Consider the following 18,624-nt stretch of genomic DNA (forward strand, 5'->3'; position numbering starts at 1 on the left):
AACACTGCTCATAAAGTGAACATTCCAACCAAAAACGCCACCTTTTAGCGCGTCGCAAATAGATAAGTAGCTTCCGAACTATTCCTACACGATCACCCGCGCAATGTGCTTTGGGTGACAGACTTTTCCTACGCTCGCAAAGCGCCTTCCCACAAGTGCTACCGATCTGCTCACACCCCTTGAACATCACTCGCAATCCGACCTGTCGGGCTGCCCAGGCGCGGGCTTATATAGACGCGTCAACAGGTCGTTTTCAGGAGTTATTGAATAGCCATCCAATTTAGGCATGGCATTTGCTCTATCAATTCAAAGCGTCGCCTTCCTGAGGACGACCGCCATAACAAGAGCCTCGCCTGAGGCCAACACCCGCTTTGTGTGAGGAGATACCGCGATGACGTCGTTCAACTCCGGGGCCCAACCCCAGAACCGTGCGCCTCAATCCATTGGCTTTTTGCTGCTGGACAATTTCACGCTGATTTCCCTGGCTTCGGCAGTGGAACCGCTGCGCATGGCCAACCAGTTGTCCGGCCGCGAGCTGTACCGCTGGACGACCCTGAGCGTCGACGGCAACCAGGTATGGGCCAGCGATGGCCTGCAGATCACCCCCGATGCCTCCATGCATAAAGCGCCGGCCCTGGACATTGTCATCGTGTGCGGCGGCGTGGGTATCCAACGCACCGTCACCCGTGAACATGTGTCGTGGCTGCAAAGCCAGGCGCGCCAGTCCCGACGTCTCGGCGCGGTGTGTACCGGCAGCTGGGCCCTGGCTTGCGCGGGGTTGCTCGACGGTTTTGATTGCAGTGTGCACTGGGAATGCCTGGCGTCGATGCAGGAAGCCTTCCCGCGGGTATCCATGAGCACACGCCTGTTCACTCTCGACCGCAACCGCTTCACCAGCTCCGGTGGCACCGCGCCGCTGGACATGATGCTGCACCTGATCAGCCGCGACCACGGCCGTGAATTGTCGGCGGCGATCTCCGAGATGTTTGTGTACGAGCGCATCCGCAACGAACAGGATCACCAACGCGTGCCACTCAAGCACATGCTCGGCACCAACCAGCCGAAGCTGCAGGAAATCGTCGCGCTGATGGAAGCCAATCTGGAAGAGCCGATCGACCTGGATGAACTGGCGGTGTATGTCGCCGTGTCGCGTCGGCAGTTGGAGCGGCTGTTCCAGAAATACCTGCATTGCTCGCCATCGCGCTACTACCTCAAGCTGCGCCTGATCCGCGCGCGGCAATTGCTCAAGCAAACGCCGATGTCGATCATCGAAGTGGCGTCGGTGTGCGGGTTTGTCTCCACGCCGCACTTCTCCAAGTGCTACCGCGAATACTTCGGCATACCGCCGCGCGATGAGCGCGTCGGCTCCAATACCACCCAGCAGGTGGCGATGATGCCGATTCCCCAGGCGTTGGTGCTGTCACCGTTGTCGGGGCCGATGTCGGCGTTGAGCCAGGCCAGGAATGAATCGACGTTTGCCAGTGTAAGGCTTTAAACCGGGTCGCCTGCATCGGGGGCAAGCCCCCTCCCACAGGGGAATGCATTCCAAAGGTGGGAGGGGGCTTGCCCCCGATAGCGATCTGTCAGACGCCTGAGTTCTGTTTGAACTGCATCAAAGCCGGCAACAACTGCTTGTCGATCGCCTGCCTTACCGCCGGCAAAATCGTCGCACTGCCGCTGTACATCTTTTCAACCATACCCTTGAGCGCTTTGGCCCGCGCCTCGCTCAAACCGCGCACCGCACACTCGCAAGCCTGCTCGGCGGTGGTACCGCTGGACACTTCAAAACCCAGCGAGCGTAGTTGGCTCAGCAGGTCATCCTGGTCAATCAAATCCGCGTGCATCATGACGTTCATCCTGGTGTAGGGAGCGGGAACTGACTTGGATTCTGGTAGGCCCCCGGCCGGTCGGCAAGGGCAGAATCAACGAATGGCTCGGATGGCTATGAACAGGTCGTTTTCGGGTCACTCACCTTTAGAAGGATTCGGCACACTCAATCCCAGGCACGCAGCTTGATGGTTTGGTCACCCTCGGGATGCACGGCTCACACAAGGCACTCTGCCCCGATCCAGTCACGGCTGGACCGGGGCTTTTTTTGGCTCAGTTCCTGACCGGCAAACCGATGACGCGGCCAAGCAGGGCAGGTTTTGGCAGCTCGGCCTGTGCAGCGCTGATGGCCGTGAGTTTTTCCAGCGTGGTCGCAGTGAACGGCGCCGCGTGTGGGCCGGCGAGGTCAACGTGCAGCAACATCTGTTCGTTGCCCGCCAGCTCGCGGTCTTCGCCCACCCTATACAGGCTGTGGTAGAGGTGCAGGCGTTTGGCGTCATGGGCGATCAGTTGGGTGCGCACCTCCACCTCGGCGTCGAGCTTCACTTCGTGCAGGTAGTTCAGGTGCAGCTCCAGGGTGAACAGCGAGTGGCCGCTGGCTTCACGGTTGTCGCTGTCCAGGCCCAGGGCGTCCATCAGCGCATCGGTGGCGTAGCTGAAGATCAGCAGGTAGAACGCGTCGCGCAGGTGGCCGTTGTAGTCCACCCACGCTGGAAGGACCTGGGTGGTATAGGTGGTCAATGCGGGCATTTTAGGGTCCTGTTATTCGGCGAAACTCATGCCGTGCTTGGCCTTGGTTGTTTTTACGGCTTCCAGCACCGCCAGCAGGCAGTCATCACGGTAGCGCTCCAGCGCCGAAATGCTGTGGCTGCCCAATTGGTCACGGGTGCCATCGACCACATCATCAATCAATTTGTCGGTCAGTTCAGGCGCTGGTAGATAAGTCCACGGCAACTGCAACGCCGGCCCGAACTGCGCCATGAAGTGGCGCATGCCGGCATCACCGCCCGCCAGGGTGTAGGTGAGGAAGGTGCCCATGAACGACCAGCGCAAGCCGGCACCAAAGCGAATCGCGTCATCGATTTCACCGGTGGTCGCCACGCCGTCATTGACCAGGTGCAACGCCTCGCGCCATAGCGCTTCGAGCAAACGGTCAGCAATAAACCCAGGCACTTCCTTGCGCACATGCAACGGGCGCATGCCGAGGGCTTCATACACCTTGATCGCGGCCTGGATCGCTTCGGGGGCGGTGTTTTTGCCGCCGACCACTTCCACCAGTGGCAGCAGGTAGACCGGGTTGAACGGGTGGCCGACCACGCAGCGTTCCGGGTGTGTGGAACCTTCGTAAAACTCACTCGGCAACAGCCCGGACGTGCTCGAACCGATCAGTGCATTGGGCTTGGCCGCCGCGCTGATCCGGCTATGTAGATCCAGTTTCAGCTCCAGGCGTTCCGGGGCGCTTTCCTGGATGAAATCGGCGTCTTTGACGCATTCTTCGATGGTGCTCACAAAGCGCAGGCGGCCTTGAGATGCACCAGGCGCCAATCCTTGTTGCTCAAGGGCACCCCAGGCGTTCGCGACGCGTTTGCGCAAGGCAACCTCGGCTCCGGGCGCCGGGTCCCAGGCCACTACGTCCAGGCCGTGGGCCAGGGCGCGGGATACCCAGCCGCTGCCGATTACACCGCTGCCCAGGGCTGCGAAGGTTTTGATTTCAGTGATAAAGCTCATTGGTGAATTTCCTGAAGTATTCAAAGTTCTTTTTTGGAATCAGCTCAATGTGGGAGGGGGCAAGCCCCCTCCCACATTTTTTAACCGCGTTTGGTCAGGCCCATCTTGATTCGGCCCTCGGCCGGGGTCATGACTCGCGCACCCAGTCTGCTGAGGATTTCGCTGGCGCGTTCCACCAGTTGGCCATTGGTGGCGAGCACGCCTTTGTCCAGCCAGAGGTTGTCTTCCAGGCCGACCCGTACGTTGCCACCCAGCAGCACCGCTTGCGCCGCCATCGGCATCTGCATGCGGCCAATCCCGAAGCCGGCCCACACCGCGTCGGCGGGCAGGTTGTCGACCATGGCTTTCATGGTGGTGGTGTCGGCCGGTGCGCCCCAGGGGATGCCCAGGCAGAGTTGGAACAGCGGGTTATCGAGCAGGCCTTCCTTGATCATCTGCTTGGCAAACCACAGATGGCCGGTGTCGAAGATTTCCAGCTCGGCCTTTACGCCCAGCGCCTGGATACGCTTGGCACCGGCCCGCAGTTGCGCCGGAGTGGACACGTAAATGGTGTCGCCATCGCCGAAATTGAGGGTGCCGCAGTCCAGGGTGCAGATCTCCGGCAACAGCTCCTCGACGTGGGCCAGACGGGTCAGCGGGCCGACCAGGTCGGTGTTGGGGCCGAACGCCATCGGATTTTCGCCGCCGCCGATCTCCAGGTCGCCACCCATGCCGGCGGTGAGGTTGACGATGATGTCGATGTCGGCCTCACGGATGCGCTCCATCACTTCGCGGTACAGCGCCACGTCGCGGCTGAACTTGCCGGTTTGCGGGTCGCGTACATGGCAATGCACCACAGTGGCGCCGGCCTTGGCGGCTTCTACGGCGGCGGCGGCGATCTGTTTGGGCGTGACCGGCACGTGGGGGCTCCTGGCGGTCGTGTCGCCAGCACCGGTGAGTGCGCAGGTGATGATGACGTCGTGGTTCATGGGCGGTTCCTTACGGGCGTAGTGGTGCCGTTCGCAGCCGTTATGGGCTGCGAAGCGGTGATGAACAGTGGGTTATTGGTTGGTCAATTGCAGTTGGGTCGCAGCCGGTTTGCCGTCAAAGGTGGTCACCCCTTCCAGCCAGCGCGCCTGGTCCTGCGGGTGGTCCTTGAGCCACTGTCTGGCGGACTCCAGGGCGTCCTTGTGATCCAGCAACGGCTGCATCATCCGGCTTTCGTCGGCGGCGGTGAACGTCAGGTTGGTCAGCAGTCTGTGCACGTTGGGGCACTGCTCGGCATAGCTCGGCGCTGTCACGGTCCAGACAGTGGCCTTGCCTTCGTTCGGGCCCAGGGCGTCTTCACTGCCGGTGAGGTAAGTCATCGCTACATTGATGTTCATCGGGTGCGGCGCCCAGCCGAAGAACACCACGGCCTCCTTGCGCCGCACGGCACGGTCCACGGCGGCGAGCATGCCGGCTTCGCTGGACTCCACCAACTGGAACTTACCCAGGCCGAACTGGTTCTTGGTGATCATCGCCTTGATCTGAGTGTTGGCGCCTGAGCCTGGCTCGATGCCGTAGATCTTGGCGCCCAGCTCTTTCTCGAACCTGGCGATGTCGGCAAAGGTTTTCAGCCCCTTGTCCGCCAGGTAGGTGGGCACCGCCAGGGTGGCGCGGGCGTCTTCCAGGCTGGGCTTGTCGAGGACCTTGACTTGTTTGGCGTTGACGAACGGCGTGATGGTCTGGGTCATCAGCGGGTTCCAGTAGCCGAGGAACAGGTCCAGGCGCTGGTCGCGGATGCCGGCGAAGATGATTTGCTGGGAGGCGCTGGTTTGCTTGGTCTTGTAGCCGAGGCCGTCGAGCAGCACTTGAGCCATGGCGCTGGTGGCGATGACGTCGGTCCAGTTCACCACGCCCATGCGCACGTTCTGGCAAGAAGCGGCGTCCGCTGCCATCACGTGGGTACTCAAAATAGCGCTGGCGCTGAGTGCAAGCGCACAGCGGCTGATCAGTCGGTTCATGGTGGATCCCTCGGCAGGTCGTTATTGTGGGGTCCGGCGTCTTGTGCGCCGTGGCATCAAGTTACGCAGCTTGAGTGCCAACAAAACGCACGGCGGCGACCGACTCTTGCACTGCAGCGACCTGTGCTCTTGAATGGACGGTTGAACTGGCGTATCACAGTGACCACGCTGCCCGTCCTACGAGAGCGCCACCATGTCCCAGGATTTCTACTTCCTGCTGATGCCGGGTTTCTCTGCAATCGGCTTTATCTCCGCGCTGGAACCGCTGCGAGTCGCCAACCGCTTTCGCGGCGAGCTGTACCGCTGGCACATCTTGAGCGCCGATGGCGGCGCGGTGCTGGCGAGCAATGGCATGTCGGTCAACGCTGATGCTGCACTGGAGCCGCTGAAAAAAGGCGCGACGTTGTTGGTGGTGGCCGGCTTCGAACCCTTGCAGTTCGCCACGCCGGCCCTGGAACACTGGCTGCGTCGTCTCGACCACGACGCAGTGACCCTCGGTGCCATCGATACTGGGGCCTGCGTGCTGGCCGAGGCGGGCCTGCTCGACGGTCACCGCCTGACCCTGCACTGGGAAGCCATCGACGCCTTCAAAGAGTCCTATCCACACCTGAGCGTGACCCAGGAACTGTTCGAAATAGACCGCCGCCGCATCACCTGCGCCGGCGGCACCGCGTCCATCGACCTGATGCTCGACCTGATCGCCCAGGCCCACGGCCCTGACCTGGCGATCCAGGTCTCGGAGCAATTCGTGCTCGGCCGCATCCGCCCACGCAAAGACCACCAGCGCATGCAGATCGCCACGCGCTATGGCATCAACAACAAGAAGTTGGTGCAGGTGATTGGCGAGATGGAGCAACACACTGAACCGCCCCTGAGCACCCTGGCCCTGGCCGAGGCGATCAAGGTCACCCGGCGCCAGCTGGAGCGGCTGTTTCGTCTGCACCTCAACGACACGCCGAGCAACTTCTATCTCGGCCTGCGCCTGGAGAAAGCCCGGAACCTGCTGCGCCAGAGCGGCATGAGTGTGCTGGAGGTGAGTATTGCGTGCGGCTTTGAGTCGCCGTCGTATTTCACCCGTAGCTATCGAGCCAGGTTTGCCAAGTGCCCGAGAGAGGATCGGCGACGGGAGATGGTTTGACGGGCAATTATAGTTAATTATACTCGCAACTATAATTTATAGTTTCTTTCATAATTGAGTATAAAACCATGTCCAAGCACGGCGGCTTTGTGTTCCGCCGCCCCACCTTGGCAAGCAGCATTGTCGATGGCCTGGTGGGGGCCGGTATCCAGGATTTCACTTCTGGCCTGTTTCTCGCGGCCCCGCGCCGTACGGGCAAAAGTACGTTCCTGCGTGAAGATCTCGTCCCGCAATGCCAGGCCCATGGCTGGTTGGTTGTGTATGTCGACCTGTGGGCCGACAAGGAAAAAGATCCTGCCGACCTGATCGCCAGTGCTATCGCCGGTGCCTTGGTGCCCTTTGAAAAGGGGGTACGCAAGCTGGCGAAAAATATCGGTATCGAAAAACTCAGTTTTCTACGCACAGTGTCCTGGGATTTCACCACGCCGCAACTACCGGCCGGGGCGACGCTTACGCAAGCGCTGGAATTACTCCACAGCGCCGCCGAAAAAACCGTGGTGCTGGTGATCGATGAAGCGCAACACGCGCTGACCACTGAAGCTGGCCTTAACTCCATGTTTGCGCTCAAGGCCGCGCGGGATCAGCTTAACCAGGGCCGTGAAGGCGAGGGCAGTGGCTTGCACCTGGTGTTCACCGGCTCTAATCGCGACAAGCTCGCGCATTTGGTGCTGGGTAAAAGCCAACCGTTTTTCGGCTCCAGCATCACGCCGTTCCCCTTGCTGGGCAAAGAGTTCACCCAAGCTTACACGGCGCACCTCAACGCCCATCTGGCCAAGACCAACCAGTTCAAAGCAGCGGATATCGACGAAGCGTTTGAGTTGGTAGGCCGTCGTCCCGAGATGCTGCGCACCATCATTGGTGAAGTGGCACTGGAACTGGGGGAGGCGAGCAACCTGGGCCAACTGTTGCACAGTCGCGCCGAACTGCTGCGCGCCGGGGTGTGGACCGAATTCGAAAGCGCCTGGAACGCCCTGACCGTCCCGCAACGTGCCGTGTTGGAAGTGATGGTGGAGCGTTCACACGCCAATGAGCCATTTGCGCCATTCACTGACAGCACCCTTACGGCAGTCAGCAAAAAACTGGAGGATATGGGCAGTGACGTGGTGCCGGGCACCCAGACCATCCAGGCGTGTATCGATGCCTTGCGCGACAAGGAGCTGGTGTGGAAGTCGAGCCGGGGGGGCTATGCCTTGGAGGACAAGTCGTTCGGTGATTGGCTACGGCATAAAAGTCGTACATCACACTAAGACAGCGTCAGACGTATCTTGTAAAGAACGTCCCAAAAGCTGTCGGAAGTTTCTTGTTTTTTGCCGTTAACTACGACCTATAGAAAGAGCCTGCTAACGTCCATGGGTCTCCATGTTGCTTCTGACCAAGTGCTTTGAAAATCAAGCGTCTACGTCAGGAGCGCCACTACGTAACCCCTGAGAGGTTGGCATGCTGAAAAAACTCGTTGCTGTGATGGCCCTCGTTTCCACCCCGCTGTGGGCTGCCCAGGCGCCAGTGCCTTTTACTGGCGCCGATTACAGCGGGCGTTATGAATGTAACGGCCAGGATAAACATATCGGCAACTTCAAGGGCGTTGTCGAGATGAAACTCGATGCCAAGCAAAGCACTGGCAAGTACGCCGCCTATACCTTCACCCTGACCCTGGAGGACAAGTCCCGCTATGAAGGCATGGCCGCCGGCACCTCGGATACGCTGGGCATCTACTTTGCCCACACCGATCCGGCCTTGAAAGACTTTGGCGTGGGCGTGGCACAAGTGACACCGACCCCGGAAGGCAAGGTGTCCTTCGTCAAGTATTACTACGGTCCTGAATACGAAGGCGGCGGGCACGGCTTGGAGCACTGCGTCAAAAGTTGATCGCGGTTATTTCTTCATCAGGCATGAGCACGCGGTCTTATACGCCTCGTGCTGATACTTGTTGAGCGTCGCCGGCAGGTCAAAGGTGTGCTTCTTGTTTTGCGCATTGATGGTCTGCGGCGACAGCAGCGTCACCTCAACCCCCTCCAGCAATTGAAACACCCCTTCAATCTTGAACGTCGTCGGGCCGCCGGCGAATTCACCTTTCTTGCTGCGCTTCTTGATCGCGATGCGCTGGATGCTGTTGTCCTGCACGAAGGCCTTTACCTGGGCGGCGAAGGCTTTGACGTTGGCGGCCTCATCGTCGTCATCCAGGGCGATTTTCTTGGTGGCCAGGGCGACGTGGGTCAGCGCCTGGTTGTCCAGGGTTGCGAGGGCGATGATGGCTTCGCTGCCTTTGATTTCGATGCCGCAGAGGGTCATGGACGTTGCCTTGAACGCGTGAAGAAGTCGTGCATGGTAACAGGCTCGGCGAGGTGCAGAGGTTTCGACCATTTGTCGGAGGTAGTGCCTGAACTGTCAGATCTGACAGTAGACCTTAGTGGGACCCGCATCTAGATTCGGGACAGGAGTTCTCGTAGCTCCACGCCTTCCTACAAAGGAGTTGCGCAATGAAGATACGTAAGGAAATTCGCACATTGAGCGGGCATGAGTGGATGGAATTTCTCAATGCGTTGTTGGCGGTCAAAGCCGCGAAAGAATACGACAAGTTTGTCCATTGGCACCACGCAGTAATGGTACCTACTGTCCATCCTCATGAACCCCAGGACCCCGACTATCGTAACGGTGCGCACTTGGGCCCTGCCTTTTTGCCTTGGCACCGTGAAATGTTGCTGCAGTTGGAAGCGGTCATTCTGCGCGTCACTCAAAAAGAAGTAGCGATCCCTTACTGGGATTGGACATTGGACGCGGCAGAGCCCTGGATCTCACCGGTATGGGGGCTGATAGGCGGTAACGGTGATCCTAAAGATTACTTCAGGGTGCAAGATGGGCCCTTTGCACACAAATTTAATAATTGGGACGTACCCGGGTATCCGCAAGACGGTCTACCAGAGCCGGGTCTGAAACGGCAGTTTGGGCAATGGGTCTTTACGTTGCCGACGCCTGACGATTTGAACAAGGCAATGAACGAAGAAATCTATGACGAGCCCTATTACAACGCCAGCCCGTTCAATAGAGGTTTTCGAAACCGTCTGGAAGGTTGGATTACCCAGAAGGGTGACCCGCAAGTCACCACCCCGGGTTCGCAGTTGCACAATCGAGTTCACCTGTGGATCGGTGGCAACATGCTGGCGATGACCTCACCTGAGGATCCGGTGTTTTTTCTGCATCACTGCTTCGTCGACAAGATCTGGGCCGATTGGCAGGCGAAGATGAAGCTGGGTAAACCCACCCTGGCACCTCATTATTGTCCAATGGAGGGTGGTCCGCCTGGGCACAATTTCGATGACGTACTCGAACCCTGGACCAATCGTATCCGCGATGTAATGGATATCACCGCATTGGATTACGCCTACGATCCCAGCCCTCCATTGGTATTGCCCAAGCCCCGCTTCAAGTCACCCTTCATGACTTGAATGTAAGGGTGTCCCCCATGGCATGGCTGTGGGGGGCATTTACTCCTGCCCAATCGACTCCAAAAACTCCGACCGCTCATCACTCATCCGTGCCAGGCAATCATTTTGCGCAATCGCATAGTCCTTGCTGCCGTTCACCGCCGGGAAGGTATCTACCGCGCAATCGGCGTCACGCAATTTTTCCCATTTCTGCTGGGCGTCCTTCAGACGTGCGGTAATGTCGGCCAGCTTGGTCTTGTCGCTGCCATAGATCGAACCCATGCGTTCCAGCAGGCCCTGGTAGTTATCCTTGAGCAGTTGCTCGGCGGTGGTTTTGTTGTAGGCGGCGCAGGCCAGGGTCTGTTTGTCGTTTTCAATGCCGTCGCACGGTGTGCTGTCGGTGTCTTCGGCTGCGTGGGCGGTGGTTGCGATGAGTGCCAAAGCCAGGAAAATCGATTTCATTGCGCCGTCTCATATCAAGTGATGCGCAATTCTGGCTCAAGCGTAAGACAAAGAACAGCCGCCCAGCAGGCATGTCTACATAGCCTTTGTCGCGGATTGACGCTTTCGGCAATTCCCCTGTCGTTTTTGCACCCGGCTCCGTCGATCCCTGGGCATATGCTGGCCCCAAAGCGCCGGCATACGATTCGGCGCATGAATCGCCAATAAGGGGACGCCTGATGAGCCCAGCCGAATTGCACGCCGACAGCATCGTTATCGACGGGCTGATCATTGCCAAGTGGAATCGCGACCTGTTCGAGGACATGCGCAAGGGTGGCCTGACCGCCGCCAACTGCACCGTGTCGGTGTGGGAAGGGTTCCAGGCCACGATCAATAACATTGTTGCCAGCCAGACCCTGATCCGTGAGAACAGCGACTTGGTGATCCCGGTAAAAACCACCGCCGACATCCGCCGCGCCAAGGAACAAGGCAAGACCGGCATCATCTTCGGCTTCCAGAATGCCCATGCGTTTGAAGACCAGCTCGGCTACGTGGAGATCTTCAAGCAGCTCGGCGTGGGGGTGGTGCAGATGTGCTACAACACCCAGAACCTGGTGGGCACCGGTTGCTACGAGCGCGATGGTGGCCTGTCAGGTTTCGGTCGCGAAATCGTCGGCGAGATGAACCGCGTGGGCATCATGTGCGACCTGTCACACGTCGGGTCCAAAACCTCCGAAGAGGTGATCCTCGAATCGAAAAAGCCGGTGTGTTATTCCCACTGCCTACCGTCGGGCCTCAAGGAGCACCCGCGCAACAAATCCGATGAAGAGCTCAAGTTCATCGCCGATCATGGCGGTTTTGTCGGCGTGACCATGTTCGCGCCGTTCCTGGCCAAAGGTATCGACTCGACCATCGACGACTACGCCGAAGCCATCGAATACACCATGAATATCGTCGGCGAAGACGCCATCGGCATCGGCACCGATTTCACCCAGGGTCATGGCCAGGATTTCTTTGAAATGCTGACCCATGACAAGGGCTACGCCCGCCGTCTGACCAGCTTCGGCAAGATCATCAACCCGCTGGGCATCCGCACCGTGGGCGAGTTCCCCAACCTCACCGAGACCCTGCTCAAGCGCGGCCACAGCGAGCGCGTGGTACGCAAGATCATGGGCGAGAACTGGGTCAACGTGCTCAAGGACGTTTGGGGCGAATAAGCCACCGCTGACACTTCTTTTCCCCCGGCCATCCGACGCCGGGGGCATCAAAACAAATTTCTGGAGTTAAGTTTCCATGGCCAAGATCGCCCCGCAATTACCTATCGAAGTTGACAGCGAAACCGGTGTCTGGACCTCTGATGCCCTGCCGATGCTGTACGTGCCGCGGCATTTCTTCGTCAATAACCACATGGGTATCGAAGAAGTACTGGGCGCCGACGCCTATGCCGAAATCCTTTATAAGGCCGGCTACAAATCCGCCTGGCACTGGTGTGAAAAAGAAGCCGAATGCCACGGCCTGGAAGGTGTAGCGGTGTTCGAGCACTACATGAAGCGCCTGTCGCAGCGCGGCTGGGGCCTGTTCAAGATCCAGGACATCGACCTGGATAAAGGCACCGCCAGCGTCAAGCTTGAGCACTCGGCGTTCGTCTACGTGTACGGCAAGGTCGGGCGCAAAGTCGACTACATGTTCACCGGCTGGTTTGCCGGGGCCATGGACCAGATTCTGCAAGCGCGCGGCAGCAACATCCGCACCGTCGCCGAACAAGTCTACGGAGGCTCCGAAGAGGGCCATGACGACGGGCTGTTCACCGTCAAGCCGTTGTAAGTCGAGGAACCCTGCCATGGCTTTCGAAGCAATGTTCGCGCCGATCCAGATCGGCAAACTGACCATCCGCAACCGCGTGCTCAGTACCGCCCATGCCGAGGTGTATGCCACCGACGGCGGCATGACCACCGACCGCTATGTGAAGTACTACGAAGAGAAAGCCAAGGGCGGTATTGGCCTGGCGATCTGCGGCGGCTCCTCGGTGGTGGCCATCGACAGCCCCCAGGAGTGGTGGAGCTCGGTGAACCTGGCTACCGACCGCATTATCCCGCACTTCCAGAACCTGGCCGACGCCATGCACAAGCATGGCGCCAAGATCATGATCCAGATTACCCACATGGGCCGTCGCTCGCGTTGGGACGGCTTCAACTGGCCGACCCTGATGTCGCCGTCCGGTGTACGTGAGCCCGTGCACCGTGCCACCTGCAAGACCATCGAACCAGAAGAAATCTGGCGTGTGATCGGCAACTACGCCCAGGCCGCGCGGCGTGCCAAGGCCGGTGGACTGGACGGTGTGGAACTGTCCGCGGTGCACCAGCACATGATCGACCAATTCTGGAGCCCTCGGGTCAACAAGCGTACCGATGAATGGGGCGGTAGCTTCGAAGGGCGCATGAAGTTCGGCCTGGAAGTCTTGAAAGCCGTGCGTGCAGAAGTCGGTGATGACTTCTGCGTGGGCATGCGCCTGTGCGGTGACGAGTTCCATCCGGACGGCCTGTCCCATGAGGACATGAAGCAGATCGCCAAGTATTACGACGATACCGGTATGCTCGATTTCATCGGCGTAGTGGGCTCGGGTTGCGACACCCACAACACCTTGGCCAACGTGATCCCCAACATGAGTTATCCACCGGAGCCATTCCTGCACCTGGCGGCCGGTATCAAGGAAGTGGTCAAGGTTCCGGTGCTGCACGCGCAGAACATCAAGGACCCGAACCAGGCCACGCGTATTCTGGAAGGCGGCTATGTGGACATGGTCGGCATGACCCGTGCGCACATCGCCGACCCGCACCTGATCGCCAAGATCAAGATGGGCCAGATCGACCAGATCAAGCAGTGCGTCGGCGCCAACTATTGCATCGACCGCCAGTATCAGGGCCTGGATGTACTGTGCATCCAGAACGCCGCGACCTCCCGTGAGTACATGGGCGTGCCGCACATCATCGAAAAATCCACCGGACCCAAACGCAAAGTCGTGGTGGTCGGTGCCGGCCCGGCGGGGATGGAAGCTGCGCGGGTCGCCGCCGAACGTGGCCACGATGTGACTCTGCTCGAGAAGAAAGAATTTATCGGCGGGCAGATCACCACTGCCTCGAAAGCCCCGCAACGCGACCAGATCGCCGGTATCACTCGTTGGTACCAACTGGAGCTGGCGCGTTTGAAAGTCGACCTGCGCCTGGGCGTAGCGGCGGATGCCGAGACCATCCTGGACCTGCGTCCGGATGTGGTAGTGCTCGCTGTCGGCGGACATCCGTTCATCGAGCAGAACGAGCACTGGGGTGCCGCCGAAGGTTTGGTGGTGAGCAGTTGGGATGTACTCGACGGCAAAGTCGCGCCAGGCAAGAACGTGCTGGTGTACGACACCATCTGTGAGTTCACCGGCATGTCGGTGGCCGACTTCCTGGCCGACAAAGGCTGCCAGGTGGAAATCGTCACCGATGACATCAAACCCGGCGTGGCAGTTGGCGGTACGTCGTTCCCGACTTACTACCGCAGCATGTACCCCAAGGAAGTGATCATGACCGGCGACATGATGCTGGAAAAGGTCTATCGCGAGGGCGACAAGCTGGTGGCGGTGTTGGAGAACGAATACACCGGCGCCAAAGAAGAACGAGTGGTCGACCAGGTGGTGGTGGAGAACGGCGTGCGTCCGGACGAAGCCATCTATTACGGGCTCAAGGAAGGTTCGCGCAACAAAGGCCAGATCGACGTCGAAGCCTTGTTTGCGATCAAGCCGCAGCCGTGCCTGAGCGAGGCGGGCGAGGGGTACTTGCTGTTCCGCATCGGTGACTGTGTAGCGCAGCGTAATACCCACGCTGCGATCTATGACGCCCTGCGCCTGTGCAAGGATTTCTGACCCGACACCGAACCAATGTGGGACTGGGTCAAAATGTGGGAGGGGGCTTGCTCCCGATAGCGGTGGGTCAGCTACAACAGTATCAACTGACACTCCGCCATCGGGAGCAAGCCCCCTCCCACATTCAAGGCCAGTTTCACAGTAGACCTGTGTGGTCTGTGGGAGCTTCATCATGTTGAACACCTTGCTGCCAATCCTCTTGTTTGCTGCCCTGGGCCTTGCGGTCCTTGGCGCCCTGCGCCGCGTGAACATGTGGCGCCGTGGGCGTGCATCCAAAGTCGACTTGCTTGGCGGTCTTTTGGCCATGCCCAAGCGCTACATGGTCGACCTGCACCACGTGGTCGCCCGCGACAAATACATCGCCAACACCCACGTCGCCACGGCGCTTGGCTTTGTGTTGTCGGCGCTGCTGGCGATTGTGGTGCACGGCTTCGGCCTGCAGAGCCGCATTCTTGGCTATGCGCTGCTGCTGGCGTCGACATTGATGTTTGTCGGCGCGATCTTTATGTACCTGCGTCGGCGCAATCCGCCGGCGCGTCTGTCCAAGGGGCCGTGGATGCGCTTGCCGAAAAGCCTGATGGCCTTCTCGGTGAGCTTCTTCCTGGTGACCTTGCCGGTGGCCGGGATCCTGCCAGCGGACTTCGGCGGTTGGCTGCTCGCTGCGCTATTGAGTGTGGGCGTGCTGTGGGGCGTGTCCGAGATGTTCTTCGGCATGACCTGGGGCGGGCCGATGAAGCACGCCTTCGCCGGTGCCCTGCACCTGGCCTGGCATCGTCGCGCCGAACGCTTTGGCGGTGGCCGCTCCACTGGGTTGAAACCGTTGGACCTGAGCGATAAATTTGCACCGCTGGGCGTGGAAAAACCCAAGGATTTCACCTGGAACCAACTGCTTGGTTTCGACGCCTGCGTACAGTGCGGCAAATGCGAAGCCGCGTGCCCGGCCTTTGCTGCCGGCCAGCCGCTGAACCCGAAAAAGCTGATCCAGGACATGGTGGTCGGCCTGGCCGGCGGCACCGATGCCAAGTTCGCCGGCAGCCCGTATCCGGGCAAATCCATAGGCGAGCATGGCGGCAACCCCCATCAACCGATCGTCAACGGCCTGGTGGACGCCGAGACGTTGTGGTCGTGCACCACCTGCCGCGCCTGCGTGGAAGAGTGCCCGATGATGATCGAGCACGTGGATGCCATCGTCGACATGCGCCGTCACCTGACCCTGGAAAAAGGCGCAACGCCGAACAAGGGCGCCGAAGTCCTGGAAAACCTGATCGCCACCGATAACCCAGGCGGCTTCGCGCCTGGCGGCCGCCTGAACTGGGCCGCGGACTTGAACCTGCCGCTGCTGAGCGACAAAGGCAGCTGCGAGGTACTGTTCTGGGTCGGTGATGGTGCCTTTGACATGCGCAACCAGCGCACCCTGCGCGCATTCGTCAAAGTGCTCAAGGCCGCCAAGGTCGACTTCGCGGTGCTCGGCCTGGAAGAGCGCGACAGCGGAGACGTAGCGCGGCGCCTGGGCGACGAAGCGACTTTCCAACTGCTGGCCTCACGCAATATCCAGACCCTGGCCAAGTACAGCTTCAAGCGTATCGTCACCTGCGACCCCCACAGTTTCCATGTGCTGAAAAACGAGTACGGTGCGTTCAACGGCAATTACCTCGTGCAACACCACAGCACCTTCATGGCCGAACTGATCGGCGAAGGCGCGCTGAACCTGGGCCAGCACAAGGGCGATAGCGTGACCTACCACGACCCTTGTTACCTGGGCCGCTACAACGGCGAATACGAGGCACCGCGTCAAGTGCTGCGGGCGCTCGGCATCGAGGTCAAGGAAATGCAACGTTCGGGCTTCCGTTCGCGCTGCTGCGGTGGCGGTGGCGGCGCGCCGATCACCGATATTCCCGGCAAGCAACGTATCCCGGATATGCGCATGGATGACATCCGCGAAACCGGTGCCGAGCTGGTGGCTGTAGGTTGCCCGCAATGTACGGCGATGCTTGAGGGCGTGGTCGAACCGCGGCCATTGATCAAAGACATCGCGGAGCTGGTGGCCGACGCTTTGCTTGAGGATCCGGCACCGGTCAAGACCCCGATCAAACGTGAACCTGCGGAGGTGCACTGATGAGCGACATTATTCGCCGCGACCCACGGGCCGAATGGATCGCCCGTAACCGCCTGCACCCGCTGCATGCGGCCATGCAGCCGGTACAACACAGTTGGATGGGCCCTAACGGGATCATCCGCAAGAATGTGCATGGCGTCGGTTTTATCGGCCCCAACGGCATCAAGCGTATCGACCGCAGCGGCGCCCAGCAGGGCGGCGCAGCCAAGCGCACGGCAGCAGTAGAAGTGCAATTGCCGCTGCATCAGGTGCCTGCGCCGGCGTTCTACATCAACGTGGTGCCGGACATGGTCGGTGGCCGCCTGAGCAGCCACGACCGTGACCTGCTTGGCCTGGCGCGGCAACTGGCCGGCAGCGACGGCGCAGTGCTGGCGGTGGTGTTCGGCGAACACAAGGAAGCCGGGTTTTCCACCGCCGGCGTCGACCGCCTGCTGGTGTTGGAGGGCCATGAATTCGACGGTTATTCACCCGAGCAGCGTGTGCAAGGTCTGCGTGCTGTGGATAACCAGTTCAACCCGCGTCACTGGTTGCTGCCGGATAGCCGCAGTGGCGGTGGCGAGTTGGGCCGGCGCTTTGCCGCCAGCCTCAAGGAGCGCCCGGCCACGCGGGTGTGGCAAATCAAGGAACAGACCTGCATCGGCCGTGCCGGCGCAGGCCAGGAAGACTTGGCTCGACCATTGCCACGCCTGATTCTGGCTGCTGCCGAATGTGCCGATCCGGTCAGTGATACACGCCATGAAGTGTTGCCCGTGGAGTTATCCACAAGCCTGGCGCGCAGCCTGCCACGCATCGAAGATCTCGGCGCGGTAGCGGTGGACCCGGCGGCGATTCCGATGGCCGAGGCCGAGTTCATTTTCTCCGGCGGCAACGGCGTGAAGGACTGGGCGCTGTTCCACCAGACCGCCGCGGCCCTGGGCGCCACCGAAGGCGCCTCGCGGGTGGCGGTGGACGATGGCTTCATGGCGCGTGATCGGCAGGTGGGCGCCAGTGGCACCTGGGTCACGGCAAGGGTTTATGTAGCAGTGGGCATCTCCGGGGCGATCCAGCACCTGCAAGGCATCGGTGCCTGCGACAAGGTGGTGGCAATCAACCTTGACCCGGGTTGCGACATGATCAAGCGTGCCGACCTGTCGGTAATCGGCGAGAGCGCCGCGATTCTGCAAGCCTTGATTGATGCGGTCGAGACCTACCGCAACGGCGCCAAGCGCGATGCAGCTTAGGGACATGACCATGACAAGCAATGTAATCAGCCTGGTATCCATCGGCGCCCACCCCACTTCGGGGCGTCCGCGCCGTGCGGAGCAGGATGCGCGTGCCGTCGAGCTGGGTCTGCAAATGGCTGGGGATAAGTTGCAGGTGCTGCACGCCGGCAACATCGCTGAACCGATCCTGCGCAGCTACCTGGGCATGGGCCTGCCGCAACTGCAGGTACTGGAGCAACCGCCAGGCTCCGATGCCTTGCCGGTACTCTGTGAGTATCTGCGCGATGCCGGTGCCCAAGTGGTACTCACCGGCAGCCAGGCCGAAACCGGTGAAGGCTCGGGCATGCTGCCGTTCCTGTTGGCCGAACAATTGGGCTGGCCGCTGATTGTAGGGTTGGCCCAGGTGGAATCCATCGAGGCTGGCGTGGCGCATGTGCTGCAAGCGTTGCCCCGTGGCCAGCGGCGGCGCCTGAAGGTGCGCCTGCCGTTTCTCGCGACGGTGGATAACGCAGCGCCCAAGCCCCGCCAGAGCGCCTATGGCCCGGCTCAACGCGGGGAGCTGGCGGCCCATGAAGTCGAGATCGAGCAGGATGAGTTATTCACAGGGGCGCAACTGCAACCAGCCAAGCCGCGACCCAAGCGCCTCAAGGTGATCAAGGCCAAGAGTGGCGCCGACCGTATGAAAGCGGCGACGGCCAAGGCCAGCGGAGGCGGTGGACGAGTGCTCAAGGGCGTCAGCAATGAAGAGGGCGCCCAGGCGATTCTCCAATTACTGCTTGAGGAGGGCGTGGTTCGCTGAGCAGTGGGGGGAACGCAGGTGCCGCATTCAAGTGATACAGGGCAAAAAACGCCGCACGGTCTGTG

Annotated in this window: 18 protein-coding genes; 11 read left to right on the forward strand and 7 right to left on the reverse strand. The window is 60.3% G+C overall.

The window, feature by feature from the left end; all coding sequences use genetic code 11:
• Positions 1 to 391: 391 nt before the first annotated feature.
• On the forward strand, positions 392 to 1,495 hold the full coding sequence (gene gbdR / locus KVH01_RS07310) for a choline metabolism transcriptional regulator GbdR (RefSeq protein ID WP_043046168.1): 1,104 nt from the start codon (positions 392 to 394) through the stop codon (positions 1,493 to 1,495).
• Positions 1,496 to 1,583: 88 nt separating this feature from the next.
• On the opposite strand, the gene KVH01_RS07315 is transcribed toward gbdR, so the two are convergent.
• From KVH01_RS07315 to KVH01_RS07335, 5 genes are all read right to left on the reverse strand, one after another.
• A complete protein-coding gene (locus KVH01_RS07315) occupies positions 1,584 to 1,847 on the reverse strand; it encodes a hypothetical protein (protein WP_046069865.1) in 264 nt (87 codons plus the stop codon).
• A gap of 253 nt (positions 1,848 to 2,100) precedes the next feature.
• Complete coding sequence (locus KVH01_RS07320; protein WP_217880907.1) at positions 2,101 to 2,577, reverse strand: thioesterase family protein; 477 nt, start codon at positions 2,575 to 2,577, stop codon at positions 2,101 to 2,103.
• A 12-nt stretch (positions 2,578 to 2,589) separates the two neighbouring features.
• On the reverse strand, positions 2,590 to 3,555 hold the full coding sequence (locus KVH01_RS07325) for an L-carnitine dehydrogenase (RefSeq protein WP_217880908.1): 966 nt from the start codon (positions 3,553 to 3,555) through the stop codon (positions 2,590 to 2,592).
• Between the two features lie 80 nt (positions 3,556 to 3,635).
• On the reverse strand, positions 3,636 to 4,523 hold the full coding sequence (locus KVH01_RS07330; RefSeq protein ID WP_124379727.1) for a BKACE family enzyme: 888 nt from the start codon (positions 4,521 to 4,523) through the stop codon (positions 3,636 to 3,638).
• Between the two features lie 72 nt (positions 4,524 to 4,595).
• On the reverse strand, positions 4,596 to 5,540 hold the full coding sequence (locus KVH01_RS07335) for a choline ABC transporter substrate-binding protein (protein ID WP_217880909.1): 945 nt from the start codon (positions 5,538 to 5,540) through the stop codon (positions 4,596 to 4,598).
• Between the two features lie 193 nt (positions 5,541 to 5,733).
• Here KVH01_RS07335 and KVH01_RS07340 point away from each other — a divergent pair, with 193 nt between their 5' ends.
• The 3 genes from KVH01_RS07340 (at position 5,734) to KVH01_RS07350 (ending at position 8,544) form a co-directional block, all read left to right on the forward strand.
• Entirely contained in the window at positions 5,734 to 6,678 is a 945-nt protein-coding gene (locus KVH01_RS07340; protein WP_217880910.1) for a GlxA family transcriptional regulator, read from the forward strand.
• 68 nt (positions 6,679 to 6,746) lie between these two features.
• Positions 6,747 to 7,925, forward strand: a complete 1,179-nt coding sequence (locus KVH01_RS07345) for an AAA family ATPase (RefSeq protein ID WP_217880911.1) — start codon at positions 6,747 to 6,749, stop codon at positions 7,923 to 7,925.
• A gap of 190 nt (positions 7,926 to 8,115) precedes the next feature.
• Positions 8,116 to 8,544, forward strand: coding sequence for a hypothetical protein (locus KVH01_RS07350; RefSeq protein WP_043046155.1), 429 nt, complete (start codon positions 8,116 to 8,118; stop codon positions 8,542 to 8,544).
• Between the two features lie 6 nt (positions 8,545 to 8,550).
• Here KVH01_RS07350 and KVH01_RS07355 read toward each other — a convergent pair whose 3' ends face one another.
• Positions 8,551 to 8,967 (reverse strand): DUF3010 family protein, encoded by a 417-nt coding sequence (locus KVH01_RS07355; RefSeq protein ID WP_217880912.1) that lies wholly within the window; start codon positions 8,965 to 8,967, stop codon positions 8,551 to 8,553.
• 188 nt (positions 8,968 to 9,155) lie between these two features.
• Here KVH01_RS07355 and KVH01_RS07360 point away from each other — a divergent pair, with 188 nt between their 5' ends.
• Positions 9,156 to 10,121, forward strand: coding sequence for a tyrosinase family protein (locus tag KVH01_RS07360; RefSeq protein WP_217880913.1), 966 nt, complete (start codon positions 9,156 to 9,158; stop codon positions 10,119 to 10,121).
• A gap of 39 nt (positions 10,122 to 10,160) precedes the next feature.
• Here the strand turns inward: KVH01_RS07360 and KVH01_RS07365 are convergent, their stop codons facing one another.
• On the reverse strand, positions 10,161 to 10,562 hold the full coding sequence (locus KVH01_RS07365; RefSeq protein WP_124402144.1) for a lysozyme inhibitor LprI family protein: 402 nt from the start codon (positions 10,560 to 10,562) through the stop codon (positions 10,161 to 10,163).
• Between the two features lie 218 nt (positions 10,563 to 10,780).
• Here KVH01_RS07365 and KVH01_RS07370 point away from each other — a divergent pair, with 218 nt between their 5' ends.
• The 6 genes from KVH01_RS07370 to etfB all read left to right on the forward strand — a co-directional run bounded on the left by KVH01_RS07370 (position 10,781) and on the right by etfB (position 18,559).
• The gene (locus KVH01_RS07370) at positions 10,781 to 11,758 is read left to right on the forward strand and encodes a dipeptidase (protein ID WP_014720245.1); all 978 of its coding nucleotides are present in this window, start codon (positions 10,781 to 10,783) and stop codon (positions 11,756 to 11,758) included.
• Between the two features lie 76 nt (positions 11,759 to 11,834).
• The gene (locus tag KVH01_RS07375) at positions 11,835 to 12,365 is read left to right on the forward strand and encodes a DUF5943 domain-containing protein (RefSeq protein WP_003194877.1); all 531 of its coding nucleotides are present in this window, start codon (positions 11,835 to 11,837) and stop codon (positions 12,363 to 12,365) included.
• A 16-nt stretch (positions 12,366 to 12,381) separates the two neighbouring features.
• On the forward strand, positions 12,382 to 14,442 hold the full coding sequence (dgcA, locus tag KVH01_RS07380; protein WP_124402142.1) for a dimethylglycine demethylation protein DgcA: 2,061 nt from the start codon (positions 12,382 to 12,384) through the stop codon (positions 14,440 to 14,442).
• 172 nt (positions 14,443 to 14,614) lie between these two features.
• On the forward strand, positions 14,615 to 16,558 hold the full coding sequence (dgcB, locus tag KVH01_RS07385; RefSeq protein ID WP_217880914.1) for a dimethylglycine demethylation protein DgcB: 1,944 nt from the start codon (positions 14,615 to 14,617) through the stop codon (positions 16,556 to 16,558).
• A complete protein-coding gene (etfA, locus tag KVH01_RS07390) occupies positions 16,558 to 17,778 on the forward strand; it encodes an electron transfer flavoprotein subunit alpha (protein WP_217880915.1) in 1,221 nt (406 codons plus the stop codon). Before dgcB ends, etfA begins: the two co-directional genes overlap by 1 nt.
• A gap of 10 nt (positions 17,779 to 17,788) precedes the next feature.
• A complete protein-coding gene (etfB, locus tag KVH01_RS07395) occupies positions 17,789 to 18,559 on the forward strand; it encodes an electron transfer flavoprotein subunit beta (protein ID WP_217880916.1) in 771 nt (256 codons plus the stop codon).
• Positions 18,560 to 18,624: the final 65 nt, after the last annotated feature.

Source organism: Pseudomonas khavaziana, from assembly GCF_019145205.1.
In the GTDB taxonomy this organism is placed as follows: Bacteria; Pseudomonadota; Gammaproteobacteria; order Pseudomonadales; family Pseudomonadaceae; genus Aquipseudomonas; species Aquipseudomonas khavaziana.